Annotated in this window: 27 protein-coding genes and 1 tRNA gene; 25 read left to right on the top strand and 3 right to left on the bottom strand. The window is 41.7% G+C overall.

Translation table 11 applies throughout. The annotated features are described in order from the left end of the window. Position 1: 1 nt before the first annotated feature. The 23 genes from ACORHV_RS07525 to ACORHV_RS07415 all read left to right on the top strand — a co-directional run bounded on the left by ACORHV_RS07525 (position 2) and on the right by ACORHV_RS07415 (position 20297). The gene (locus ACORHV_RS07525; protein WP_434397996.1) at positions 2–184 is read left to right on the top strand and encodes a hypothetical protein; all 183 of its coding nucleotides are present in this window, start codon (positions 2–4) and stop codon (positions 182–184) included. 260 nt (positions 185–444) lie between these two features. Further along, positions 445–678, top strand: coding sequence for a DUF1858 domain-containing protein (locus ACORHV_RS07520; RefSeq protein WP_084944859.1), 234 nt, complete (start codon positions 445–447; stop codon positions 676–678). Further along, a complete protein-coding gene (locus ACORHV_RS07515; protein WP_084944858.1) occupies positions 678–2012 on the top strand; it encodes a DUF438 domain-containing protein in 1335 nt (444 codons plus the stop codon). Before ACORHV_RS07520 ends, ACORHV_RS07515 begins: the two co-directional genes overlap by 1 nt. A 9-nt stretch (positions 2013–2021) precedes the next feature. Further along, a complete protein-coding gene (locus tag ACORHV_RS07510; RefSeq protein WP_000119707.1) occupies positions 2022–2276 on the top strand; it encodes a DUF1912 family protein in 255 nt (84 codons plus the stop codon). Between the two features lie 97 nt (positions 2277–2373). After that, the gene (locus ACORHV_RS07505; RefSeq protein WP_042902047.1) at positions 2374–2769 is read left to right on the top strand and encodes a helix-hairpin-helix domain-containing protein; all 396 of its coding nucleotides are present in this window, start codon (positions 2374–2376) and stop codon (positions 2767–2769) included. A gap of 379 nt (positions 2770–3148) precedes the next feature. Beyond that, positions 3149–4111 (top strand): ribosome-binding factor A, encoded by a 963-nt coding sequence (locus ACORHV_RS07500; RefSeq protein ID WP_084944857.1) that lies wholly within the window; start codon positions 3149–3151, stop codon positions 4109–4111. Between the two features lie 12 nt (positions 4112–4123). Beyond that, positions 4124–6775 carry a valine--tRNA ligase gene (locus tag ACORHV_RS07495; RefSeq protein ID WP_434397993.1) on the top strand — a complete coding sequence of 884 codons (2652 nt, stop codon included), beginning with the start codon at positions 4124–4126 and terminating at the stop codon, positions 6773–6775. Positions 6776–6844: 69 nt separating this feature from the next. Next, positions 6845–7600, top strand: coding sequence for a DUF3883 domain-containing protein (locus ACORHV_RS07490; protein ID WP_434397991.1), 756 nt, complete (start codon positions 6845–6847; stop codon positions 7598–7600). 19 nt (positions 7601–7619) lie between these two features. Continuing rightward, a complete protein-coding gene (locus ACORHV_RS07485; RefSeq protein WP_434397989.1) occupies positions 7620–7781 on the top strand; it encodes a hypothetical protein in 162 nt (53 codons plus the stop codon). Positions 7782–7897: 116 nt separating this feature from the next. Beyond that, on the top strand, positions 7898–8473 hold the full coding sequence (locus tag ACORHV_RS07480) for a TetR/AcrR family transcriptional regulator (RefSeq protein WP_434397987.1): 576 nt from the start codon (positions 7898–7900) through the stop codon (positions 8471–8473). Further along, entirely contained in the window at positions 8470–9150 is a 681-nt protein-coding gene (locus ACORHV_RS07475; RefSeq protein WP_434397985.1) for an ABC transporter ATP-binding protein, read from the top strand. The genes ACORHV_RS07480 and ACORHV_RS07475 overlap by 4 nt, the downstream gene beginning before the upstream one ends. 3 nt (positions 9151–9153) lie before the next feature. Further along, positions 9154–10299 (top strand): FtsX-like permease family protein, encoded by a 1146-nt coding sequence (locus ACORHV_RS07470; protein WP_434397983.1) that lies wholly within the window; start codon positions 9154–9156, stop codon positions 10297–10299. 404 nt (positions 10300–10703) lie between these two features. Further along, positions 10704–11294: a DNA-directed RNA polymerase subunit delta gene (gene rpoE, locus ACORHV_RS07465; protein ID WP_000418417.1), complete on the top strand. Its 591-nt coding sequence runs from the start codon at positions 10704–10706 to the stop codon at positions 11292–11294. 316 nt (positions 11295–11610) lie between these two features. After that, on the top strand, positions 11611–13218 hold the full coding sequence (locus ACORHV_RS07460; RefSeq protein ID WP_434397981.1) for a CTP synthase: 1608 nt from the start codon (positions 11611–11613) through the stop codon (positions 13216–13218). A gap of 118 nt (positions 13219–13336) precedes the next feature. Next, the gene (locus ACORHV_RS07455; RefSeq protein WP_162285018.1) at positions 13337–14410 is read left to right on the top strand and encodes an N-acetylmuramoyl-L-alanine amidase family protein; all 1074 of its coding nucleotides are present in this window, start codon (positions 13337–13339) and stop codon (positions 14408–14410) included. A gap of 232 nt (positions 14411–14642) precedes the next feature. After that, on the top strand, positions 14643–14942 hold the full coding sequence (locus ACORHV_RS07450) for a DUF4651 domain-containing protein (protein WP_002879788.1): 300 nt from the start codon (positions 14643–14645) through the stop codon (positions 14940–14942). Next, positions 14939–15256 (top strand): thioredoxin family protein, encoded by a 318-nt coding sequence (locus ACORHV_RS07445; RefSeq protein WP_434397978.1) that lies wholly within the window; start codon positions 14939–14941, stop codon positions 15254–15256. Before ACORHV_RS07450 ends, ACORHV_RS07445 begins: the two co-directional genes overlap by 4 nt. Positions 15257–15271: 15 nt before the next feature. Further along, positions 15272–15898, top strand: a complete 627-nt coding sequence (gene ytpR, locus ACORHV_RS07440) for a YtpR family tRNA-binding protein (protein WP_434397976.1) — start codon at positions 15272–15274, stop codon at positions 15896–15898. Between the two features lie 41 nt (positions 15899–15939). Continuing rightward, positions 15940–16701, top strand: coding sequence for an SDR family NAD(P)-dependent oxidoreductase (locus tag ACORHV_RS07435; protein ID WP_434397974.1), 762 nt, complete (start codon positions 15940–15942; stop codon positions 16699–16701). Between the two features lie 77 nt (positions 16702–16778). Then, positions 16779–17174, top strand: a complete 396-nt coding sequence (locus ACORHV_RS07430; RefSeq protein ID WP_000282436.1) for a single-stranded DNA-binding protein — start codon at positions 16779–16781, stop codon at positions 17172–17174. Positions 17175–17482: 308 nt separating this feature from the next. Then, entirely contained in the window at positions 17483–17767 is a 285-nt protein-coding gene (groES, locus tag ACORHV_RS07425; protein ID WP_000917319.1) for a co-chaperone GroES, read from the top strand. 15 nt (positions 17768–17782) lie between these two features. Beyond that, a complete protein-coding gene (gene groL, locus ACORHV_RS07420; protein ID WP_434397971.1) occupies positions 17783–19405 on the top strand; it encodes a chaperonin GroEL in 1623 nt (540 codons plus the stop codon). Between the two features lie 124 nt (positions 19406–19529). Beyond that, entirely contained in the window at positions 19530–20297 is a 768-nt protein-coding gene (locus ACORHV_RS07415) for an epoxyqueuosine reductase QueH (protein WP_434397969.1), read from the top strand. A 69-nt stretch (positions 20298–20366) separates the two neighbouring features. Here ACORHV_RS07415 and ntdP read toward each other — a convergent pair whose 3' ends face one another. The 3 genes from ntdP to ACORHV_RS07400 form a co-directional block, all read right to left on the bottom strand. Then, on the bottom strand, positions 20367–20900 hold the full coding sequence (gene ntdP / locus ACORHV_RS07410) for a nucleoside tri-diphosphate phosphatase (protein WP_000775318.1): 534 nt from the start codon (positions 20898–20900) through the stop codon (positions 20367–20369). An 88-nt stretch (positions 20901–20988) separates the two neighbouring features. Further along, positions 20989–21765 carry a recombination regulator RecX gene (recX, locus tag ACORHV_RS07405; RefSeq protein WP_434397968.1) on the bottom strand — a complete coding sequence of 259 codons (777 nt, stop codon included), beginning with the start codon at positions 21763–21765 and terminating at the stop codon, positions 20989–20991. 9 nt (positions 21766–21774) lie between these two features. Continuing rightward, positions 21775–22551, bottom strand: a complete 777-nt coding sequence (locus ACORHV_RS07400) for an aminoglycoside 3'-phosphotransferase (protein WP_213988858.1) — start codon at positions 22549–22551, stop codon at positions 21775–21777. A gap of 55 nt (positions 22552–22606) precedes the next feature. On the opposite strand from ACORHV_RS07400, the gene rlmD reads away from it, so the two are divergent. Further along, the gene (gene rlmD, locus ACORHV_RS07395) at positions 22607–23968 is read left to right on the top strand and encodes a 23S rRNA (uracil(1939)-C(5))-methyltransferase RlmD (RefSeq protein ID WP_434397967.1); all 1362 of its coding nucleotides are present in this window, start codon (positions 22607–22609) and stop codon (positions 23966–23968) included. A gap of 149 nt (positions 23969–24117) precedes the next feature. Beyond that, a tRNA-Glu gene (locus ACORHV_RS07390) sits at positions 24118–24189 on the top strand. Positions 24190–24268 lie beyond the last annotated feature (79 nt).

Below are 24268 nucleotides of genomic sequence, written 5' to 3'. Positions count from 1 at the left end.
TATGGGGTTCATTAAAATTCTAGCCAAGACCTACGGGAATTACTTTTTCGTGATGCAAAGCATCAAAGTCCTGAAGAACATGAAAAAAGATGACAATGCTCTAGTAGGTTTCGGGAAAGTACTGCTTGCTGACAAGCTGATGGATGTAGCCCAGTGGCTCGCAAAACCAGAGGATAAGGAATAACTTGAAGTGAAAGAAACTAGCAGGAACTCTTCTGCTAGTTTTTTAATCTCTTCCCATATGGTATAATATAAGCAGTAAAATCATTTTATACTCTTCGAAAATCTCTTCAAACCACGTCAGCTTCACCTTGCCGTAGGTATGGTTACTGACTTCGTCAGTTCTATCCACAACCTCAAAACACTGTTTTGAGCAACCTGCGGCTAGCTTCCTAGTTTGCTCTTTGATTTTCATTGAGTATTAGAACATACATGGAGGTCGTCATGGACAATATCATCGATGTGTCAATTCCCGTTGCAGAAGTGGTGGACAAGCATCCAGAAGTCTTGGAAATCCTAGTAGAGCTAGGTTTTAAACCACTTGCTAACCCCTTTATGCGCAACACAGTCGGTCGCAAGGTATCACTCAAACAGGGTTCTAAGCTCGAAGGAACTCCTATGGACAAGATTGTCCGCACGTTGGAAGCGAACGGCTATGAAGTGATTGGATTAGACTAATGGCAGATGAACGGATTCATATCCTACGGGATATTTTGTTAGAATTGCACAATGGCGCCTCTCCTGAGTCAGTTCAGGAGCGTTTTGATGCGACCTTTACAGGTGTGTCAGCCATCGAGATTTCTCTCATGGAGCACGAGCTGATGAACTCAGATTCAGGAGTCACCTTTGAAGATGTCATGGAGCTCTGTGATGTCCATGCTAATCTTTTTAAAAACGCTGTTAAGGGTGTCGAAGTAGAGGATACCGAGCATCCTGGCCACCCCGTTCGCGTCTTCAAGGATGAAAATCTGGCCCTCCGTGCTGCCTTGATTCGCATTCGGAGATTGTTAGATACCTATGAGTCTATGGAAGACGAGGAAATGCTGGCAGAGATGCGCAAGGGTTTGGTCCGTCAAATGGGGCTGTTGGGGCAATTTGATATCCACTACCAGCGCAAGGAAGAGCTCTTCTTTCCTATCATGGAGCGCTATGGACACGACTCACCTCCAAAAGTTATGTGGGGAGTGGATGACCAGATCAGGGAACTCTTTCAGACAGCTCTAGCGACAGCCAAGTCACTGCCAGAAGTGTCCATTAGCAGTGTAAAAGAAGATTTTGAAGCTTTTGCAACAGAGTTTGAAAGTATGATTTTCAAGGAAGAGTCCATCCTTCTCATGATTCTCCTTGAGTCCTTTACGCAGGATGACTGGCTTCAGATTGCGGAGGAGAGCGATGCCTACGGCTATGCCATCATCCGTCCGTCAGAGAAATGGGTGCCAGAACGCCAGAGTTTCGTTGAGGAAAATAGTGCAGAGGAGCCCGTGCAACTAGACACGGCTGAAGGCCAAGTGCAACAAGTTATCGATACGCCAGAAGGCCAGTTTACCATTACCTTTACCCCTAAGGAAAAGGAAGCGGTGCTGGACCGCCATAGTCAACAGGTATTTGGCAATGGCTATCTCTCCGTAGAGCAGGCCAACCTCATCCTCAATCACCTTCCCATGGAGATTACCTTTGTCAATAAAGACGATATTTTCCAGTATTACAATGACAATGCGCCAGCTGATGAGATGATTTTCAAACGGACGCCGTCCCAAGTCGGACGCAATGTTGAACTCTGCCATCCGCCCAAGTACCTAGAAAAGGTGAAGGCCGTTATGAAAGGTCTTCGTGAAGGGCTCAAGGACAAGTATGAAATGTGGTTCAAGTCTGAGTCGCGAGGCAAGTTTGTCCACATCACCTACGCTGCGGTACACGATGAGAACGGGGAATTCCAAGGCGTGCTAGAGTATGTTCAGGACATTCAGCCCTATCGTGAGATTGATACGGACTACTTCCGTGGATTAGAATAAGGAGAAGCAATGAGTTACGAACAAGAATTTATGAAGGAATTTGAGGCCTGGGTTAATACCCAGATCATGATCAACGACATGGCGCACAAGGAAAGTCAGAAGGTTTACGAAGAAGACCAAGACGAGCGTGCCAAAGATGCCATGATTCGCTATGAAAGTCGCTTGGATGCCTACCAGTTCTTGCTGGGTAAGTTTGAAAACTTCAAAGCAGGCAAGGGATTTCATGATCTGCCAGAAGGCTTGTTTGGTGAGCGAAACTATTAAAATTCAGATACTTTCTTGATTTTTTGCCAAAATCTTGATAGAATATCTTTATTAAATCCTTGTCAGAGCAGGGATTTTTTATTGAAAGGATTTTATCATGTCAAAGAAACTCCAACGTAAAAAACAATTACGAAATAGCCTTCGTCGTTCAGGTGCATTTTCAACTACAGTGACCAAGGTTGTAGAAGAGACCAAGAAAGTCGTGAAACACGCAGAAAAATCTGCCAGCCAAGCAGGAAAAGTTGTCTCTAAAAAAGTAGAACAAGCAGTAGAAGCGACCAAGGAACAAGCTCAAAAAGTGGCGAATTCAGTAGAAGATTTCGCAGCTACTTTGGGTGGCCTCTCAGTAGATCGCGCTAAGACTTTCTATGATGAAGGCATCAAGTCAGCTTCTGACTTCAAAAACTGGACTGAAAAAGAACTTCTTGCCTTGAAGGGAATCGGCCCAGCTACGATCAAGAAATTAAAAGAACACGGAATCAGCTTCAAGTAATTCTTCTTGTCCCTTGCATTTCTGTCAAAAACTTGCTACAATAAAGCCATCAGAGGTGTTTTGAATCCCACATTTTACAGAAAGTGGCGGTGCTGAGAAGTCCACAAATGTGTCAAAACTGGTTGCTGATGGATGAAAATGAAATAATATTGTCTTTTTATTATAAAGACGAGAGTTGCGGGCCTTGCCCGAAATTGGGTGGTACCGCGGATAAACACATTCGTCCCTGTCATGTAGATGGCAGGGACGATTTTTTGTAGAAAGCGAGGTAGAAGGATGACAAGAGCAGAGTTGCCAGAAAGAATCTGTACAGTAGCAGATAAGAACTCTGTGACAGTCAGACATAGGATTTCTTGAAGAGTGAGTGGGAAGGAATAAGATGAGCGATGTAAAAGAGGAAATAAGCTCTTTATCTGAGGAACAGTTACGTCAAATTGATGCGGAGTACGCTGAATTAAATGATAGTGATATTATCGAGCGATTAGCTTATTTAGAAATTAACAACAATGAAAAACGTATTATCATCTCTGATATTGAACCAACCAAAGAAATAATGTCAGTCTCGAACCAAATTTTTGAGATTCAAAAGGATTTTCAAAAAATCAAGAATATGTTCGAATTGTTTATTTCAGATGTCTCAGATTTTTTAAGTATTAAGAATAAACTTGAGTCAAAGGAATTAGAAATTGAAGAAGCAGACGTAAATCGTTTCATGATTCATTTATTATCCAGTGGAAAATTGTTTGTCGATTTTAATGAAAACCAAATTAAACAAAAATATTCCAAGGATAGTGAGGAGTTTGATTGTATACATGGTTTTGCAAGCTATCAGTATGATACCAATTTTGCTTATCGATTTTGTCATTCATTGAGGAATTATTCACAACATATTGACTTGCCAATAAATGAAGTAAAAGCTGTTAGCCCAGATGATGAAACTGTTATAATCGATTTCTATATTGATTTAGATTATCTTTTAAATTCCAACTTTAAATGGAAAAAATTGAAAGCGGAGTTGATAAAACTAAATCAAAAGACATCTAAGATTGATGCTATAGCTCTAGTGAAAGAATACTTTAATGCTCTCACAGAGCTCTATGGTAATTATAATAAATTGTTTTTAAAGTTAAACCATAATACATTAGTAGATATTAAATCAAAGTTGGAATCATTAAAATTGAAACACTCTAGGTATTATATTTCAAAGATAAGCAAGTACGATCTCAAATATAATCCTGGAAATTATACTATGTCACCACTTGCAGCATTTGCTGAAATTGAAGAGATTTATATTGAACTTTCAAAAATTGGTTTGGTTAAAATTATCAATAAAAGTAATTAAAGGAGAACACACATGTCTAAACAACTTTCACCTAAATACAATCCAGCCGAGGTTGAGGCTGGTCGTTACCAAAAATGGCTTGATGCCGATGTTTTCAAGCCTTCAGGCGATCAAAAGGCTAAGCCCTATTCTATCGTGATTCCACCACCAAACGTAACTGGTAAACTCCACCTTGGTCACGCTTGGGATACAACTTTGCAAGATATCATCATCCGTCAAAAACGCATGCAAGGCTTCGATACACTTTGGCTTCCAGGAATGGACCATGCTGGGATTGCCACTCAGGCTAAGGTTGAGGAGCGCTTGCGTGGCGAAGGCATCAGCCGTTATGACCTGGGTCGTGAGAAATTCCTCGAGAAAGTCTGGGAATGGAAAGACGAATATGCGACGACCATCAAGGAGCAATGGGGCAAGATGGGGCTCTCTGTAGACTACTCTCGTGAGCGTTTTACCCTTGATGAAGGCTTGTCAAAAGCGGTTCGTAAGGTCTTTGTGGAGCTTTACAAGAAAGGCTGGATCTATCGTGGTGAGTTTATCATCAACTGGGACCCAGCAGCTCGCACAGCCCTTTCTGATATCGAGGTGATTCACAAGGACGTCGAAGGTGCCTTCTACCACATGAACTACATGCTAGAAGACGGCTCACGCGCCCTTGAAGTGGCGACAACTCGTCCTGAGACCATGTTTGGGGACGTTGCGGTTGCGGTAAATCCAGAAGACCCACGCTACAAGGACTTGATCGGTAAAAATGTTATCCTTCCAATCGCTAATAAATTGATCCCAATCGTTGGGGATGAACACGCAGATCCTGAGTTTGGTACTGGTGTCGTGAAAATCACGCCTGCTCACGATCCAAACGACTTCTTGGTTGGTCAACGTCATAACTTGCCACAAGTTAACGTCATGAACGACGACGGAACCATGAATGACTTGGCCTTCGAATTTGCAGGCATGGACCGTTTTGAAGCTCGTAAGGCAGTCGTTGCTAAGTTGGAAGAAATCGGTGCCCTTGTTAAAATCGAAAAACGTGTCCACAGTGTTGGTCACTCAGAGCGTACAGGTGTTGTGGTTGAACCGCGCTTGTCTACGCAATGGTTCGTCAAGATGGACCAATTGGCGAAAAATGCCATTGCCAACCAAGACACAGAGGACAAGGTAGAATTCTACCCACCTCGTTTCAACGATACCTTCCTCCAATGGATGGAAAATGTCCACGACTGGGTAATCTCTCGTCAGCTCTGGTGGGGTCACCAAATCCCTGCTTGGTACAATGCTGAGGGTGAAATATATGTCGGCGAAGAAGCACCTGAAGGTGACGGATGGACTCAGGACGAAGATGTCTTGGATACGTGGTTCAGTTCTGCCCTTTGGCCATTCTCGACCATGGGCTGGCCTGATGTCGATTTAGAAGACTTTAAACGTTATTATCCAACATCAACTTTGGTGACTGGTTATGATATTATTCCGTTCTGGGTGTCTCGGATGATTTTCCAAGGTTTGGAATTTACTGGCAAGTCGCCATTCAAAAATGCCTTAATTCATGGTCTCATTCGTGATGAGCAAGGACGCAAGATGTCGAAATCTCTCGGTAACGGGATTGATCCAATGGATGTTATTGATAAGTACGGAACAGATAGCCTTCGTTGGTTCCTTTCAAACGGTTCTGCCCCAGGACAAGACGTGCGCTTCTCTTACGAGAAAATGGATGCTTCATGGAACTTCATTAACAAGATCTGGAACATCTCTCGCTACATCCTCATGAACAATGAAGGCTTGACCCTTGAGCAAGCAACTGCCAATGTCGAAAAAGTTACCAACAAGGAAGCTGGAAACGTCACAGACCGCTGGATTCTCCACAACCTCAATGAAACGATCGGCAAAGTTACTGAAAACTTTGACAAGTTTGAATTTGGTGTTGCTGGACACATCCTCTACAACTTCATCTGGGACGAGTTTGCGGACTGGTATGTTGAGTTGACTAAGGAAGTCCTTTATAGCGATAACGAAGAAGAGAAAGTCATCACACGTTCTGTTCTCCTTTACACTTTGGACAAGATCCTTCGTCTCCTTCACCCAATCATGCCATTCGTGACAGAGGAAATCTTTGGACAAATCTCAGAAGGTTCTATCGTTACAGCAGAATACCCAACTGTTAATCCAGCCTTTGAAGACCTCGCTGCTCACACTGGTGTAGAAAGCCTTAAAGACTTGATCCGTGCTGTTCGTAATGCGCGTGCAGAAGTAAACGTTGCACCAAGCAAGCCTATCACTATCCTTGTTAAGACAAGCGATAGCGACTTGGAAGCCTTCTTTAACAGCAATGTCAACTACATCAAACGCTTCACAAATCCAGAACACTTGGAAATCGCATCAACCATCCCTGCACCTGAACTCGCAATGTCAAGCGTCATCACAGGAGCAGAAATCTACTTGCCACTCGCAGACCTCCTCAATGTCGAAGAAGAACTCGCTCGTCTCGATAAGGAACTGGCTAAATGGCAAAAAGAACTGGATATGGTTGGTAAGAAGCTCTCTAACGAACGCTTCGTAGCCAACGCCAAACCAGAAGTCGTCCAAAAAGAACGCGACAAACAAGCCGACTACCAAGCCAAATACGACGCGACCGTAGCACGTATTGATGAGATGAAGAAACTGGTGAAATAAATAAAGAAACACGGTGGTAAGCCGTGTTTTTTTGTATAATGAAATCAATATCTATTGATGGAGAAAGTTATGTCCAAACACCCTCATTATGAATTGTTAAATTTAATTGGCTATGGTCTTGCCAAATTTGATAAGTTGTTTATAAAAGAGTTTCAATGCTCTAGTAAATCTGAGTTTTATCGTTATATAGTTTCTTTGGGCATCGCAAAAACAACTGGGGTAGTTAAAAATAGAATGGATTTATTCGACCCTTATTTTGACAACAATCGAAAAGGCTGGTGGCAAAAAGCTGAAGTCTACCGTTTTCGTAAAGATTTAATTGACATGATGTTTGGGAATGAAGATGTTCACAGTTATGCAGAAATCGTTAAAATGTTACTCGCAAGCGAAGGGAAGAAAACAGGTGTAACCATTGTTGAAAAGCCAATAGTTCGAACTAAATTCAAACGTCTACAAGAAACGGGAATGGAGGCAGAGAATTATTTTATCCTTCATTTTGATAAAGAAGAAAAATTTCAAGGTGGACAGTTAACCGATGCCCGTCTTTATGGTGATGGATATGATTTCCAAGTAGATGTTCAAGAACATTCTTATCTTGCCGAAGTTAAAGGAATTCGAAAACCTAAGGGTCGCATTCGATTGACTTCCAGAGAATATGAAAAAGCCAAAGAATTTAAATCAGATTTTATTTTATCCTTAGTTACTAACCTAGATGATATTCCCAAGATAGTGTTAATTGATAATCCTTTGAATCATTTTGAATTCAAAAAGAGCATTATAAAGAATGAAGTTATAGAATACAGAAGTCTTGAAGATTTATATTAGTTCCCCTTAACTTTTCCAGTTGAAGAAACGAGAAGTCTTGACAGGTCAACGACTCAATGAACTAGAAATCAACGGTATTCGATTGACCAAATTCAAAAACGGGGAAATTGGAATTGAATTCATCTGGATTGACACCGAAAACCCACCTCACGATGCTATCGGATGGGTAGCAAAGAAATAAAAAGTCCTCTGTTTTTTGTTTTGTGTTTTACAGTTTTTTCTTGACAAGTCTTTCTTTTTATGGTATCCTTTTATGCAACAAGTGTTGCGCAACGAATGTTGCACGAAAGGAGTCTTATGCCACCAAAGGTTAAATTTAGTAAAGAGACTATCATTGGTACAGCTTTACAATTGGTGAGAGAAGAGGGAATAGCTAGTTTGACAGCTCGAGCATTAGCGGAGAAACTGGGAGCCACACCGAGAGTGATTTTTGGGCAATTTGCCAATATGGCCGAGTTACAAGCAGAGGTTATTGGTGCTGCGGAAATGGTCGTGGTGGAGTATATTCGCAAGGCCTTAGAAGATGAAAAGCCTTTTCGATCTGTCGGGGTTGCTTATATCCTTTTCGCCTCAAAAGAGCCCCAACTCTTTCAATTGCTTTTCCAAAATCCTAGCAAAGATCCCATTCGTCGCTTTCAAGATTTTCTTCCCATGAAGGATCATAGTTACCAATTGGTTCTGGATTCGATTGTCGCAGACTATCCTTTGACTGTAGAGGAGGCTAGTCGCTTGTACCAGCATCTATTTATCTACTCACACGGGATGGCCTCTATGGTTGCTTCTGGTATTTATCAATTCAGCATGGAAGAAGTAATTGGATCACTGACAGAGGTTTGTCAATCGCTCATCAAAGAAATGGTAGGAAAAAAATGATTCAACTAGAAAATGTGCACAAAAGTTACGGTCAAACCAAGGTTTTAAAAGGGATTGACTTGCAGATTCAACACCAAGATGATGTGGTTATCCTAGGTCCTTCTGGATCAGGCAAGTCAACTCTCTTAAACGTTTTGTCAGGTTTAGAAAAGGTAGACGAGGGGCATATCCTCATTCAAGGGCAAGATTTATCACAACTCGCGGATGCTCAATTGACAGCCTTTAGACGTGAGAAGATTGCCTTTATTTTTCAGCAGTATTATTTATTGCCGAATCTAACGGTTAGACAAAATGTAAAGATGGGAGCTGATCTGGCAAGTAATCATGATTTTTTGCAGATCATTGAGGATTTGGGTCTTGGTGATAAGCTGGACAAGTATCCAAGTGAATTGTCGGGTGGGGAACAGCAGAGAGTCTCCATTGCTCGAGCCTTGGCCAAAAAGCCAGAGATTCTTTTCTTAGATGAGCCGACGGGAGCCCTGGATGAAGAAACGGGGCGCAAGATTCTCGACTATATCTGGAAGTTGAAGGAAAAGCTAGGCTTTACCCTAATCATGGTGACACACAACCAAAATATTGCGGATATGGCCAGAAGCATCATTCGCGTCAATAGTGGCAAAATTACTGAAGTTGTGACCAATGATCAGCCACAGACTGCTTATGAGATTGGATGGTAAGCCATGTTTTCAGTAAAAGATATTCGAAAATTAGTTGTCGTCAGTATCATTGGAGCCTGTGCGGTTTTTGTGGCCAATCTCTTTTTGAATTTTTATCTTGATATCGAGCAGTTGGAGATTTCTAAAACCAATCCGATGATTACGGCCTATTATGATGCCCAGGTTTCACTTTCCTGGATGGTGGCCATGGTCAGTGGGGTTGTCTTGTCCTTGACGTCGATCCTTCTCATGTGCTTTTATATCAAACAATTTGTCGATGATCACAAGGAACAATTAGGGATTTTAAAGGCTTTAGGCTATAGCAATGGCCAGTTGGCTAAACGATTTTGGGCTTTTGGACTCAGTTTTGGAGTTGGAGCGCTTCTTGGCTATTTAGCTTCTTTTCTAATGATGGGACATTTTTATGACTTTCGCAATGAGAAGAGGATTTTGCCAGAAATTACCATTCATTTTCACTGGCAGCTCTTGATCGCTTTAGTGATACTGCCAGCGACTTTCTTTATGGTTCTTGCGATTGGCTATGCTAGAAGACAACTACAAACGCCGGCCCTTCACCTATTGAAAAAATCCCCAACACCGATTAAGGTCAAAAGGGAAAAAAGTGCTCCTAAGAAAGAAAAATCCTTCCTAAAAGAGCTGTCTTCGTCGCTGATTTGGGGGAGAAAATCGATCCTGTTTTTTGTAGTCTTTGGCTCTATGTGTTTTGCGGCCATGGTTCAATTGTCCTTTGGTCTAAGGGACTACACAGATGATATCATCCAAACCATGATGATCATGATTGGCTTGATCCTTTCTTTCTCTATTCTCTTTTTGTCATTGGGGATTGTCGTCTCAGAAAGTCGCGAAACCCTGGCTCTTATGAAGGCTTTTGGCTACACAGATCGTGAATGCCAAGGTCATATCTTATCTCCCTATCGTTTCTGGGCCTATCTAGGATTTGTTCTTGGGACGGCTTATCAGTACGCTATCGTGGAAATCTTGATTGGTGTGATCAAAGATACGGTTCCTGAAAAGATTGAGCATCACTTTGATGGGAATGTTTGCTTCTGGACTTTGATCGGTTTTGCTGTGGTTTATGAAAGTCTCTTTTATCTATCCAACAGAAAACTCCAAAAGCAAACCATCAAAGAAGTACTCTTAGCTGAATAAATAGAGAAGGTTGGATTCTCCAGCCTTTTTCTTATGAAACTCATTAACAAGAGAAGGATTTTTCACTATTCTAGGGAAAATGAAATAAAGGAAAGAAAACGAAGTTACTGGCAGGACCTGAAATGATCTTTTTACTTGATTTGATGCAACAAATAATCCTTTATCTCTGTAGGAATCCTCTTGCAGTTTGTGGTTGGTATTGGAGTTGCAGCCTTGAGTTATAAATAAATCAATATACCTGTGGTCATGTTACACAGGTCTTTCAATTAGCTGAAATATTTCATCTTTATTTTTTCTTAACCTTTGACTATTCCGCAAAATTATCGTACAATAAAGAGTACATGATAAAATGAGGTCAGAGTCTGTTCGCTCTGGCGATAGTAGTAAAAATGAGGAGAAACGCTTTGGAATTAGAAGTATTTGCTGGGCAAGAAAAAAGTGAACTATCTATGATTGAGGTAGCGCGTGCTATCTTGGAACTTCGTGGTCGCGATCATGAGATGCATTTTAGTGATCTTGTAAACGAAATTCAAAACTACCTTGGAACATCAAACAGCGATATCCGCGAAGCTTTACCTTTGTTCTACACAGAGTTGAACTTTGATGGTAGCTTCATCTCTCTTGGAGACAACAAATGGGGCCTTCGTTCATGGTACGGTGTGGACGAAATCGACGAAGAAATCATCGCTCTTGAAGAAAGTGACGACGACGAAGTAGCACCAAAAGCTAAGAAAAAACGTGTCAATGCCTTTATGGATGGTGATTCAGATGCCATTGACTACAATGCAGATGATCCAGAAGATGAAGATGCATACGAAGCAGACCCAGCTCTTTCATATGATGATGAAAATCCAGATGATGAGAAAAATGAAGTGGAAGCTTACGATGCAGAAATCAACGAAATCGCCCCTGATGACTTGGGTGAAGACGTGGATCTTAACGAAGAAGACGACGAGTTTTCTGACGATGATACTGAAACGAGTGAAGAAGAGTAAAAGACTTCACAGAGGAGATCGTAAGATCTCCTTTTTCGTTCCTTGAGCAGATTATCCGTTAGGTTGTAGATCTTTAGTTGGTTTTCTGAAAGTAATCTTCTTATTTTCAGGTTTTACCGATTCGGGTTGACAAATGATCTGCTTTGAGGTATTATATTGTTCGGGCACCTCTTTTAGAGGTCGGGGCTCCCTAGTTACTAGGGAGCTATTTTTGTTTTTCAGGAAGTTTTCTTGAAAAGTCGTTATTCATAAGGGTCTTGTTTTCTATGTCCCCTCGTAGTTAACAAGGCCTTGAGCATTTTAGAAAGAGGAATTTATGTCTACGAAATATATTTTTGTAACTGGTGGTGTGGTATCGTCTATTGGGAAAGGGATTGTGGCAGCAAGTCTGGGTCGTCTCTTGAAAAATCGTGGTCTAAAAGTAACCATTCAAAAGTTTGACCCTTATATCAATATCGATCCGGGAACCATGAGTCCTTATCAGCACGGGGAAGTCTTTGTGACAGATGATGGGGCTGAGACAGATTTGGACTTGGGTCACTACGAACGTTTCATCGATATCAATCTCAACAAATATTCCAACGTGACAACTGGTAAAATCTACAGTGAAGTTCTTCGTAAGGAACGTCGTGGTGAATACCTTGGTGCAACTGTCCAAGTCATTCCTCATATCACAGATGCTTTGAAAGAAAAAATCAAGCGTGCTGCTGTAACGACTGACTCTGATGTCATTATCACAGAGGTTGGTGGAACAGTTGGAGATATCGAATCCTTGCCATTCCTAGAGGCCCTTCGTCAGATGAAGGCAGATGTGGGGGCAGATAACGTCATGTACATCCATACAACCTTGCTTCCTTACCTCAAGGCTGCTGGTGAGATGAAGACCAAGCCGACTCAGCATTCTGTAAAAGAATTGCGTGGTTTGGGAATCCAGCCAAATATGTTGGTCATTCGTACAGAAAAACCAGCTGGTCAAGGAATTAAAAATAAACTAGCTCAGTTCTGTGACGTAGCTCCAGAAGCTGTTATCGAGTCTTTGGATGTCGAACACCTTTACCAAATTCCATTGAACTTGCAGGGTCAAGGCATGGACCAAATTGTCTGTGACCATTTGAAACTAGACGCACCAGCAGCGGATATGACAGAATGGTCAGCTATGGTGGACAAGGTCATGAACCTGAAAAAACAAGTTAAAATTTTCCTTGTCGGTAAGTATGTGGAGTTGCAAGATGCCTACATCTCAGTGGTTGAAGCCTTGAAACACTCTGGTTATGCCAACGACGCAGAAGTGAAGATTAATTGGATCAACGCCAATGATGTGACAGTAGAGAATGTGGCAGAACTCTTGTCTGATGCGGACGGAATCATCGTACCAGGAGGTTTTGGCCAACGTGGTACAGAAGGAAAAATCCAAGCCATCCGCTATGCGCGTGAGAATGATGTTCCAATGTTGGGTGTCTGCTTGGGAATGCAGTTGACTTGTATCGAGTTTGCTCGCCACGTTTTGGGTCTTGAAGGTGCCAATTCTGCAGAGCTTGATTCTGATACAAAATACCCTATCATTGATATCATGCGTGATCAGGTTGATGTTGAGGATATGGGTGGCACCCTTCGTTTGGGACTTTATCCGTCTAAGTTAAAACGTGGTTCTAAAGCAGCGGCTGCTTATCATAATCAAGAAGTGGTGCAACGCCGTCACCGTCACCGTTATGAGTTTAACAACGCCTTTCGTGAACAGTTTGAGGCAGCAGGTTTTGTCTTCTCAGGAGTTTCTCCAGATAATCGTTTGGTAGAAATTGTGGAGCTACCTGAAAATAAATTCTTTGTGGCGTGTCAGTATCACCCTGAACTTTCCAGCCGTCCAAACCGTCCAGAGGAACTCTACACAGCCTTTGTCACTGCAGCAGTTGAAAATAGTAACTAGTTATCTTCTAATTTCTGAGAATAATCTCAGAGGTTTCTTCTAGCATATTTAGGATAAGATTTGCAAAAAAAATAGATAGTGATATAATTAATATAATAATTCCTAAGGAGGATATACAATGAAAAAAATCACACTATTTTGTTTGTCTCTAACAGGTTTAGCTTTACTGGCTTTCCCTCATTCAGGAAAAGCATTCGAATTGCAAGAAGAATGGGTTATTAAGGGTGGGGTTAAGTATCAAGATGGCAAAATTCTTCGATTTAATAATGGCCATGAAGTAGATATCAAAGTCTTGGATTTGCCAAAAACTGAGAAAATCGAGTGGATGGTCAGTCTCAATGGTCAAGATCAGACAGTCAATTTCCTAGGCCAAGAAAAGGACAAGTCTATGGTCGGTACAGAGGGGCGTTACCTGAATTTCTACGTACCTTATGGCTATAGAGGAGATATCAAGGTCGAGGCCAAGAGTGGAAATGAAGTAAAGACCTGGTCCTCTAAAGTGGTAGATGATGTATATAATGGTGAGAAAAGTGGCTACTACCGTATTGAAGAATCAAAAGACCATTACACCTACCTTGATACAAAATGGGACTATCAAACCAAGACCTACACTGCTACCTTACCAGAGACTATCAATGGTCAAAAAGTTTATGCTTGGAAAGACCATGACAATGGTGAGTTAAAACTTACAAAACCAGAATCTATCAGTCATTCCTACAAGGGGGGAGGAGCCTTCCGAGAACTTTATCCGATTGTAAAAGCAGAAAGCTGGCTAAAATCAGACCAAAATTGGTACTATCAAAAACAAGGCCAACTAGTTCAAAATGCTTGGGTTAAAGACAATGGAACTTGGTACTTTATGAATGATAAAGGGATTATGTTTAATCAAACTTGGCTCTATCAAGGTGGCAACTGGTATGTCTTTAAATCATCAGGAGCTATGATTGCTAGTGATTGGCTTTACGACCAAGGCAAGTGGTACTATTTATCAACTTCAGGCTCTATGAAAGCAAGCACTTGGATTTTTGACAAGGGAGAATGGTATTATGTAAGTTCTTCTGGTGCCATGATTGCGAATGATTGGGTCAAAGACAATGGTAAGTGGTATTATCTAGCTTCATCAGGTAAGATGCTTCGCAATACTTACACACCAGATGGCTACTACGTTGGCAACTCAGGTGCCTGGCAATAAGAATAATACTCTTCGAAAATCTCTTCAAACCACATCAGCATTGCCTTACCGTAGGTATGGTTACTGACTTCGTCAGTTCTATCCACAACCTCAAAACACTGTTTTGAGCAACCTGCGGCTAGTTTCCTAGTTTGCTCTTTGAGTATAAGAAGTCCTTTTCCTTTAAGGAAGGGGCTTTTTACTTACTTTTCTGCGGCTTCCCTATTTGTCCTAGAGCCCTTTTTGTGTTACAATGAATGGTATGAAAGCTAAGAAATTATGGATGACTGGCTTGACTGTGGCTGGTCTAAGTGCCCTCGCTTTGGGTGCCAAAAAAGCAGCAGATAACCACAAACTGATGAAGACGCAAGAAGAGTTGACCGCTATCGTGCGCGAACTTTTCTCAGATATGGGTGAGATTGCGACTCTCTATGTTCAAGTCTACGAAAGTAGCCTTGAGCGACTTGTCGGAGGAGTCATTTTCGAGGATGGTCGTCACTATACCTTTGTCTATGAAAATGAAGACCTAGTCTATGAGGAGGAAGCCTTATGATTACTCCCAATAGTATAGAAGAGTTTGCAGGTTTTGTCGAGCAAGATGGCAAGAAGGTCTTCCTTTTTGTGGCGGACTGGTGTGGCGATTGTCGTTATATCTATCCAGCCTTGCCAGAGATTGAGGAGACCAATCCAGAGTTCACCTTTATTCGAGTGGACCGGGACCAGTATCTGGATCTGGCCAAACTCTGGGATGTGTATGGCATTCCTAGCCTTGTTGTGCTAGAAAAGGACAAGGAAATCGGCCGTTTTGTCAACCGTGACCGTAAAAGCAAGCAACAAATTAACGACTTTTTAGCAGGACTGAAATAGGAGAAAAAGGAAAGAATGATTTTTACATATAACAAAGAACATGTTGGCGATGTACTTATGGTCATCGTTAAAAATAGCGGAGATGCTAAACTGGATGTGGAGCGCAAAGGCAAGGGTGCCCGAGTTTTCCTCAAAGAAAATGGAGAAACAGTAGCTTGGAATATTTTCGAAGTTTCAAGTTTCTTTGAAATTGCAGAGCGCGGCCAAGTTTTTTTGACAGATGAGCAAGTCGCTCGTTTGAACCAAGAATTGCAGGCGGAAGGCTTTGCAGAAGAGATTGTCAATGACAAGGAACCTAAGTTTGTTGTTGGTGAAATTGTCGAGATGGTAGCTCATCCTGATAGTGATCACCTCAACATCTGCCAAGTTGCAGTCGCAAGTGACAAGACAGTGCAAATCGTTGCAGGAGCACCTAATGCGCGTGTTGGGCTGAAAACCATTGTAGCTCTTCCTGGAGCGATGATGCCAAAAGGCAATCTCATTTTCCCAGGCGAACTTCGTGGTGAAAAGAGTTTTGGCATGATGTGTAGCCCTCGTGAATTGCATCTGCCAAATGCTCCGCAAAAACGTGGTGTTATTGAATTATCAGAAGACCAAGTTGTCGGAACTCCATTTGACCCAGCCAAACACTGGACTGCCTAGGAAATTGTCGGTATTTGATAGACCAGATAGAGGGGGATAAGATGGCGAAAAATGTAGTGATTACAGGAGCGACCTCAGGAATCGGTGAAGCGATTGCGCGTGCTTATCTAGAGCAGGGGGAGAATGTCGTTCTAACAGGGCGACGGACAGACAGACTAGAGGCCCTCAAGTCAGAGTTTGCAGAAACTTTTCCAAATCAAACAGTTTGGACCTTTTCATTAGATGTGACGGATATGACCATGGTCAAGACTGTCTGTTCCGATATTCTAGAAACGATAGGTCAGATTGATATCTTGGTCAATAACGCTGGACTAGCTCTTGGCTTGGCTCCCTATCAAGACTATGAAGAGTTGGACATGTTGACCATGTTGGATACCAATGTCAAGGGGTTGATGGCAGTCACTCGCTGTTTCTTGCCTTCTATGGTAGCAGCCAATCAAGGTCATATTATCAATATGGGATCGACCGCAGGAATCTATGCCTATGCTGGGGCAGCTGTTTACTCAGCCACCAAGGCTGCTGTCAAGACTTTTTCAGATGGTTTGCGAATTGATACCATCGCAACGAATATCAAGGTGACCACCATTCAGCCAGGGATTGTCGAAACAGATTTCTCTACAGTTCGTTTCCACGGTGACAAAGAGCGTGCTGCAACCGTCTATCAGGGAATTGAGGCCCTGCAAGCTCAGGATATTGCAGATACAGTGGTCTATGTGACCAGTCAGCCTCGTCGTATGCAGATTACAGATATGGCCATTATGGCCAATCAACAGGCGACAGGTTTCATGGTGCATAAAAAATAAAAAATTTTCTCGAAAAGTTACAAATTTTTGTAACTTTTTTTGATTCCTTACGAATAGATAAGTAGGAGGAAGAAAATATGTATAATAAAGTTATTCTTATTGGACGTTTAACGTCTACACCAGAATTGCACAAAACCAACAATGACAAGTCAGTAGCGCGTGCAACTATCGCTGTGAACCGTCGTTACAAAGACCAAAATGGGGAACGTGAAGCTGATTTTGTCAATTTGGTTCTTTGGGGAAAATTGGCTGAAACCTTGGCAAGCTACGCAACTAAAGGTAGTCTTATCTCTGTGGATGGAGAACTTCGTACCCGTCGCTTTGAGAAAAATGGCCAGATGAACTATGTGACTGAAGTCCTTGCCACAGGATTCCAACTCTTGGAAAGCCGCGCCCAACGTGCTATGCGTGAAAATAACGCTGGACAGGATTTGGCAGATTTGGTCTTGGAAGAGGAGGAATTGCCATTTTAATACTCTTCGAAAATCTCTTCAAATCACGTCAGTTTCACCTTGCCGTGGGTATAGGTAACTGACTTGGTCAATCTTATCTACAACCTCAAAGCAGTGCTTTGAGCAACCTGCGGCTAGCTTCCTAGTTTGCTCTTTGATTTTCATTGAGTATAAACATTGAAAAGTCTGAGTTGGTCTCAGGCTTTTTATCTTGCTAAAGTCAGACTTTTTTCTTGACTATTTCTGACCAAGTGATACAATAGAACTATGAATTAGCACTCATATATAAAGAGTGCTAATAATATGTAGTTTATCATGGAGGAAAACAGATGTTGAAACCATTAGGAGACCGTGTGGTCTTGAAAATCGAAGAAAAAGAACAAACTGTTGGAGGCTTTGTCCTTGCGGGCTCAGCCCAAGAAAAAACAAAAACAGCCCAAGTTGTAGCTACTGGACAAGGGGTTCGTACCTTGAACGGTGACTTGGTTGCTCCAAGCGTTAAGGCTGGAGACCGTGTCTTAGTTGAAGCCCACGCTGGTATTGATATCAAAGATGGCGATGAGAAGTACATCATCGTTGGCGAAGCTAACATCTTGGCTATCATTGAAGAATAGAAGGAGAAAGTAAGTATGTCAAAAGAAATTAAATTTTCATCTGATGCTCGTTCAGCTATGGTCCGTGGTGTCGATATCCTTGCAGACACTGTCAAAGTAACCTTGGGACCAAAAGGTCGTAATGTTGTGTTGGAAAAATCATTTGGCTCACCATTGATTACCAATGACGGGGTGACCATTGCCAAAGAAATCGAGTTGGAAGACCATTTTGAAAATATGGGTGCCAAATTGGTATCAGAAGTAGCTTCAAAAACCAATGATATCGCAGGTGACGGAACGACAACTGCAACAGTCTTGACTCAAGCAATCGTCCGCGAAGGAATCAAAAACGTCACAGCAGGTGCTAATCCAATCGGTATCCGCCGGGGGATTGAAGCAGCGGTTGCCGCAGCTGTAGAAGCCTTGAAAAACAATGCCATCCCTGTTGCCAATAAAGAAGCCATCGCTCAGGTTGCCGCTGTATCTTCTCGTTCTGAAAAAGTCGGCGAATACATCTCTGAAGCTATGGAAAAAGTTGGTAAAGACGGTGTTATCACCATTGAAGAGTCACGTGGTATGGAAACAGAACTTGAAGTCGTAGAAGGAATGCAGTTTGACCGCGGTTACCTTTCACAGTACATGGTAACAGATAGCGAAAAGATGGTGGCGGACCTTGAAAATCCATACATTTTGATTACTGATAAGAAGATTTCCAATATTCAAGAAATCTTGCCATTGCTAGAAAGCATTCTCCAAAGCAATCGCCCACTCTTGATTGTTGCAGATGATGTGGATGGCGAAGCTCTTCCAACCCTTGTTTTGAACAAGATTCGTGGAACTTTCAATGTCGTTGCTGTCAAAGCTCCTGGCTTTGGTGACCGTCGTAAGGCTATGTTAGAAGACATCGCTATCTTGACAGGCGGAACCGTCATCACAGAAGACCTTGGTCTTGAGTTGAAAGACGCGACGATTGAGGCGCTAGGTCAAGCCGCTAGAGTGACTGTGGACAAAGACAGCACGGTTATCGTAGAAGGTGCTGGCAATCCTGAAGCCATTTCACACCGTGTTGCGGTTATCAAGTCACAAATCGAAACCACAACTTCTGAATTCGACCGTGAAAAACTCCAAGAACGCTTGGCTAAATTGTCAGGTGGTGTCGCAGTCATCAAGGTCGGTGCTGCAACTGAAACTGAGTTGAAAGAAATGAAACTCCGCATTGAAGATGCCCTCAACGCTACTCGTGCAGCCGTTGAAGAAGGAATCGTTGCAGGTGGTGGAACAGCTCTTGCCAATGTCATTCCAGCCGTAGCTGATTTGGAATTGACAGGAGATGAAGCGACAGGACGCAATATTGTTCTCCGTGCCTTGGAAGAACCTGTTCGTCAAATCGCTCACAATGCGGGATTCGAAGGTTCTATTGTTATTGACCGCTTGAAGAATGCTGAAGTTGGTACAGGCTTCAACGCAGCAACTGGCGAATGGGTCAACATGATTGAAGAAGGAATCATTGACCCAGTGAAAGTGAGCCGTTCAGCCCTTCAAAATGCAGCATCTGTAGCCAGCTTGATTTTGACAACAGAAGCAGTCGTAGCCAATAAACCAGAACCAGTAGCCCCAGCTCCAGCAATGGATCCAAGCATGATGGGCGGGATGATGTAAAAGCAACTTATAAAAACCACAAAAGGAGGGAACATAATCCCTCCTTTTATGGTTTTCTCTTCTAAAATTGATTTGAGCTCTCCTAACTTATATGATAAAATAAGACTAGAAAAAGGAGAAGAACATGATCGATGTAGAAGAAATTCTGAGCAAGATGAATCCCAATCAGAAGATTAATTATGACCGTGTCATGCAAAAAATGGTTCAGGTTTGGGAAAAAAAAGAGCAACGGCCAACTATTCTCATGCATGTTTGCTGTGCTCCTTGTAGTACCTACACCCTAGAGTATCTGACCAAGTACGCGGATGTGACCATCTATTTTGCCAATTCTAACATCCATCCCAAGGCAGAATACCACAAGCGAGCTTACGTCACCAAGAAATTTGTCAGTGATTTCAATGAGCGAACAGGAAATACGGTCCAGTATTTAGAAGCCCCATATGAACCCAATGAATACCGGAAGTTAGTTAGAGGACTAGAAGAAGAACCCGAAGGTGGTGACCGTTGCAAGGTTTGTTTTGACTACCGTTTGGACAAAACAGCACAGGTAGCTATGGACTTGGGCTTTGACTACTTTGGTTCAGCTTTGACCATCAGTCCCCATAAGAATTCTCAAACCATCAACAGCATCGGAATTGATGTGCAAAAGATTTACACAACCCACTATCTTCCAAGTGATTTCAAGAAAAATCAAGGCTACAAACGTTCAGTGGAGATGTGTGAGGAGTATGATATCTATCGTCAATGCTATTGTGGATGCGTCTATGCAGCTCAAGCCCAGAACATTGATCTTGTTCAGGTTAAGAAGGATGCCACGGCTTTCCTGTTAGATAAGGATGTTGAAAAAGATTATTCCCATATCAAGTTTACTGTCACTAAATTAGATATATAGCAATTAACCCAGCTTCTAGGCTGGGTTTTTCAAATAAAAAACCAGGGCTCTCACCCCGGTTTGACAACTTTACCGATTCTTTAGTTCTATGTAGCGTTTGTACCAAATGTTGACATAGGCCTCTGAGAAAGGACCGCGTCCATTGTTGATCCAATCAACAAGGATTTTAACATGTTCTTTCAAAATATAGTCTAAATCATCAGAATACTTCATTTTGCGTTTATGGCGCTCATACTCTTCAACGTCCAAGAGACGCTTTTCACCATCAGTAAAGACCTTGACATCCAAATCATAATCAATGTATTTCAGGGCTTCCTCATCTAGATAGTAAGGACTTGCCATATTGCAATAGTAGGAAATCCCATTATCACGAATCATGGCAATAATATTAAACCAATATTTTTTGTGAAAGTAAACAATAGCCGGTTCTCGAGTCACCCAACGACGACCGTCACTTTCGGTAACAAGTGTGTGGTCGTTGACGCCGATAATGGCGTTCTCTGTTGTTTTTAGTACCATGGTGTCCCGCCAAGTACGGTGGAGACTCCCATCATGCTTATAACTTTGAATTGTAATAAAGTCGCCTTCTTTTGGAAGTTTCATAACTAACCAACTTTCTACAATTTATAAGTTTATCGTCTACTATTATATCATAAATTGGTCTAATTTTTTTGAATTTTACACGAAAATACTAAAGATATTCTCTGAGAGCGCTGGCTATATCCGAAAAATCATAGCCTTTTCGAGCTAAAACTTGGGTTAAACGTTGTTTAAGTTCGTATCCTTCATACTTTCGAGCATAATTAGAATACTGTTTATCCAGTTCATTAAAAATGAGCTCTTGAGTCGTTTCTTGGTCAACTTGACTATCCAAGTCATCAAAAGCAATTTTAGCATCAGAATAGGAGAAGCCTTTGTTCGTCAAGTTTTGAATAATTTTATCCTGCAAGGCACGAGCGGGAAGTTTTCCATTGTATTTTTTAAGAAGTTTCTCCGCCACACGTTGAGCAACCTCTGAAAAATCAAAATCCTTTAAAACATCTTCAATAGTTGATTTGACAATCCCTTTTTGAGACAGTTTTTGAGCTAGCACATAGGGTCCCTTATCTCCAGAAAGTTGATTTGCGTTGATAATAGAGTAGACATACTGACGATCATTAATCCAGTTATCTTCTTTAAGATTAGCGATAACTTGACTAGTGATTTTTTCATCAAGATCATACTTTTTCAGATACTCACGAACTTCCTTTTCGGTTCGAGCTTTAAATGATAGATGGTAGAGGGCGAGATTTTTACCATAAGAGAACTGGGCAAAGTCCTGAATCTCGGTAAGTTCCTCTTTGCTAATGACCTTATCTCGAGACAACATAAAACGGACGATGGTATCTTCCGTGATATAAGAGGTTTGCTGTCCATCTAACTCCATCAAGTAGAGGCGTTTTTTCTTTTCGAGTTTTGTGATTTTCATGGTTTCCTTTTATCCAAATGCTTCAAAGGCAGCAACGAGTCGAAGTTTGTTTGTGTCGACCTCTTCTCTGCCGTAATAGTCAAGAAACAGTTCAGCGTATTTAGGGTTATCTAGGTTATAGTTTAGAGACCAAACTGCCCAAAAGAGATCGATATGACGATCACTAAAATCAGCCAAGCCTAGATCAATAAAGCAAGAGAAACGGCTAGCATCTTTTAGAATAAAGTTTGGTAGACAGGCATCACCGTGAATAAAGGCATCAGTCTTTAAAAGGTGTCCTTGTTCTTGGATGAGTTGGAAGGCCTCTTCGCGACTATTAATCTGAAATTGGGGTAGGATGGCCTTGGCATAGAACTCGCCTTTTTCATAGTTTTTCAAAGCTCTATCTTTATAGGTTTGTAAATGATTTTCTGATGGAAAATTGTGTGGGTGTAAGTTGTGAAGTTTTTTAAGGGCATGTGCCATGGTTCGGCAAATTGTTTCTGGCTGATCCAGAAAGGCAAGGGCATCTTTGCCAGGCGCTTCTTTTGTTAAAAGGTAGTCTTTATCTGTAGATAAGTAGTCGATAACTGGAGTTCCCAGTCCTTTAGTTTCAAACCACCTTGCAATGGCAGCTTCTCGCTCTAATCTTCTCTTTTGATCAATTTTCAAATAGTAACCTGAATCAAGATAGAGAACCGTTGCGCCTGAATGAGAAGAGCTGTCAGAAAGGGTTGCTCCCTCTATATAAGTTCGTAATTGCTCAGGAAAATCCAATGGGGGAAAATGAGATGTCTTTGTATTCATAGTTTTATTGTAACATATTCTTAACCATTGAGAAACTACGTGGTATAATAGACTTATGAATCTAAAAGTCAAACAAAAAATACCTTTAAAAATCAAGCGTATGGGCATCAATGGTGAGGGAATCGGTTTTTACCAGAAAACCCTCGTTTTTGTGCCAGGTGCCCTCAAGGGAGAAGATATCTATTGTCAGATTACTTCTATTAAACGTAACTTTGTAGAAGCAAAGTTACTCAAAGTTAATAAAAAGTCCAAATTCAGAGTAGTCCCAGCCTGTACCATTTATAACGAATGTGGCGGATGTCAAATTATGCATCTCCACTATGATAAACAGTTAGAGTTTAAAACAGATTTGCTCCACCAAGCCTTGAAAAAATTTGCTCCTGCAGGATATGAAAACTATGAAATCCGTCCAACTATCGGAATGTCAGAACCAAAATATTACAGAGCAAAACTGCAATTTCAAACACGAAAATTTAACAATCAGGTCAAGGCAGGCTTGTATGCACAAAACTCTCATTACCTCGTAGAGTTGAAAGACTGCTTGGTACAAGATAAGGAAACCCAAGTGATTGCGAATCGCCTAGCTGAGCTTCTCACTTACCATCAAATTCCCATTACCGATGAGAGAAAAACGCTAGGTGTTCGCATCATCATGGTACGTCGGGCAAGAAAAACTGGACAAGTTCAGATCATCATCGTCACAAATCGCCAGCTGAATTTAAATCAACTAGTCAAAGACCTCGTCAAGGATTTTCCAGAGGTTGTGACGGTTGCAGTCAATACAAATACAGCAAAAACAAGTGAAATCTATGGAGAAAAGACAGAAATTATCTGGGGCCAAGAGAGTATTCAAGAAGGAGTACTCGACTATGAGTTTTCTCTCTCCCCTCGAGCCTTCTATCAGCTCAATCCTGAGCAGACCGAGATTCTCTATAGTCAAGCGGTTAAGGCCCTAGATGTTAGTGAAGAAGATCATTTGATTGATGCCTATTGCGGTGTTGGGACGATTGGATTTGCTTTCGCGAAGAAGGTCAAGAGCCTCAGAGGAATGGACATTATCCCGGAAGCCATTGAAGATGCCAAGCGAAATGCCCAGAGAATGGGATTTGATAACGCCTATTATGAAGCTGGGACTGCAGAAGAGATTATTCCCCGCTGGTATCAAGAGGGCTATAGGGCTGATGCCCTGATAGTCGACCCTCCTCGAACGGGTTTAGATGACAAGTTATTAGATACCATCCTAACCTATGTTCCAGAAAAGATGGTCTATGTATCTTGTAATGTTTCAACCTTAGCACGAGATTTGGTTAAACTTGTGAAAGTATACGACCTCCACTACATTCAGTCAGTCGATATGTTTCCTCACACCGCACGGACAGAGGCGGTCGTGAAGTTGGTGAAACGAAAAAGCTTGTAAGTTCTTTCTAGGGGACTAAAATACTATAGAAGATAGTAATATTTAGGATAACCTCTTCAAAAAATTTATTATAAAAATCAAAAATAAATCTAACAAACCTATTGACAAAGGGAGAAAAGAAGGTATAATAGAAAGAGTCGAAAAGCTCAGGTCCGTTGGTCAAGGGGTTAAGACACCGCCTTTTCACGGCGGTAACACGGGTTCGAATCCCGTACGGACTATGGTGTATTGCGGTTAAAAAAACTTGAAAAAAGTTTAAAAAATCTGTTGACAGAGACAGATGGCTGTGATATACTAATA

This window comes from Streptococcus sp. KHUD_016, assembly GCF_051106465.1.
Lineage (GTDB): Bacteria > Bacillota > Bacilli > Lactobacillales > Streptococcaceae > Streptococcus.
The sequence above is the reverse complement of the archived record's forward strand: the minus strand, read 5'-3'. Positions and strand labels throughout refer to the sequence as shown.

What these genes read in the sequence shown, in the direction of transcription:
- ACORHV_RS07525 (WP_434397996.1), top strand. Translation starts at nt 2, where the DNA reads ATGGGGTTCATTAAAATTCTAGCCAAGACCTACGGGAATTACTTTTTC.
- ACORHV_RS07520 (WP_084944859.1), top strand. Translation starts at nt 445, where the DNA reads ATGGACAATATCATCGATGTGTCAATTCCCGTTGCAGAAGTGGTGGAC.
- ACORHV_RS07515 (WP_084944858.1), top strand. Translation starts at nt 678, where the DNA reads ATGGCAGATGAACGGATTCATATCCTACGGGATATTTTGTTAGAATTG.
- ACORHV_RS07510 (WP_000119707.1), top strand. Translation starts at nt 2,022, where the DNA reads ATGAGTTACGAACAAGAATTTATGAAGGAATTTGAGGCCTGGGTTAAT.
- ACORHV_RS07505 (WP_042902047.1), top strand. Translation starts at nt 2,374, where the DNA reads ATGTCAAAGAAACTCCAACGTAAAAAACAATTACGAAATAGCCTTCGT.
- ACORHV_RS07500 (WP_084944857.1), top strand. Translation starts at nt 3,149, where the DNA reads ATGAGCGATGTAAAAGAGGAAATAAGCTCTTTATCTGAGGAACAGTTA.
- ACORHV_RS07495 (WP_434397993.1), top strand. Translation starts at nt 4,124, where the DNA reads ATGTCTAAACAACTTTCACCTAAATACAATCCAGCCGAGGTTGAGGCT.
- ACORHV_RS07490 (WP_434397991.1), top strand. Translation starts at nt 6,845, where the DNA reads ATGTCCAAACACCCTCATTATGAATTGTTAAATTTAATTGGCTATGGT.
- ACORHV_RS07480 (WP_434397987.1), top strand. Translation starts at nt 7,898, where the DNA reads ATGCCACCAAAGGTTAAATTTAGTAAAGAGACTATCATTGGTACAGCT.
- ACORHV_RS07475 (WP_434397985.1), top strand. Translation starts at nt 8,470, where the DNA reads ATGATTCAACTAGAAAATGTGCACAAAAGTTACGGTCAAACCAAGGTT.
- ACORHV_RS07470 (WP_434397983.1), top strand. Translation starts at nt 9,154, where the DNA reads ATGTTTTCAGTAAAAGATATTCGAAAATTAGTTGTCGTCAGTATCATT.
- ACORHV_RS07460 (WP_434397981.1), top strand. Translation starts at nt 11,611, where the DNA reads ATGTCTACGAAATATATTTTTGTAACTGGTGGTGTGGTATCGTCTATT.
- ACORHV_RS07455 (WP_162285018.1), top strand. Translation starts at nt 13,337, where the DNA reads ATGAAAAAAATCACACTATTTTGTTTGTCTCTAACAGGTTTAGCTTTA.
- ACORHV_RS07450 (WP_002879788.1), top strand. Translation starts at nt 14,643, where the DNA reads ATGAATGGTATGAAAGCTAAGAAATTATGGATGACTGGCTTGACTGTG.
- ACORHV_RS07445 (WP_434397978.1), top strand. Translation starts at nt 14,939, where the DNA reads ATGATTACTCCCAATAGTATAGAAGAGTTTGCAGGTTTTGTCGAGCAA.
- ytpR (WP_434397976.1), top strand. Translation starts at nt 15,272, where the DNA reads ATGATTTTTACATATAACAAAGAACATGTTGGCGATGTACTTATGGTC.
- ACORHV_RS07435 (WP_434397974.1), top strand. Translation starts at nt 15,940, where the DNA reads ATGGCGAAAAATGTAGTGATTACAGGAGCGACCTCAGGAATCGGTGAA.
- ACORHV_RS07430 (WP_000282436.1), top strand. Translation starts at nt 16,779, where the DNA reads ATGTATAATAAAGTTATTCTTATTGGACGTTTAACGTCTACACCAGAA.
- groES (WP_000917319.1), top strand. Translation starts at nt 17,483, where the DNA reads ATGTTGAAACCATTAGGAGACCGTGTGGTCTTGAAAATCGAAGAAAAA.
- groL (WP_434397971.1), top strand. Translation starts at nt 17,783, where the DNA reads ATGTCAAAAGAAATTAAATTTTCATCTGATGCTCGTTCAGCTATGGTC.
- ACORHV_RS07415 (WP_434397969.1), top strand. Translation starts at nt 19,530, where the DNA reads ATGATCGATGTAGAAGAAATTCTGAGCAAGATGAATCCCAATCAGAAG.
- ntdP (WP_000775318.1), bottom strand. Translation starts at nt 20,900, where the DNA reads ATGAAACTTCCAAAAGAAGGCGACTTTATTACAATTCAAAGTTATAAG.
- recX (WP_434397968.1), bottom strand. Translation starts at nt 21,765, where the DNA reads ATGAAAATCACAAAACTCGAAAAGAAAAAACGCCTCTACTTGATGGAG.
- ACORHV_RS07400 (WP_213988858.1), bottom strand. Translation starts at nt 22,551, where the DNA reads ATGAATACAAAGACATCTCATTTTCCCCCATTGGATTTTCCTGAGCAA.
- rlmD (WP_434397967.1), top strand. Translation starts at nt 22,607, where the DNA reads ATGAATCTAAAAGTCAAACAAAAAATACCTTTAAAAATCAAGCGTATG.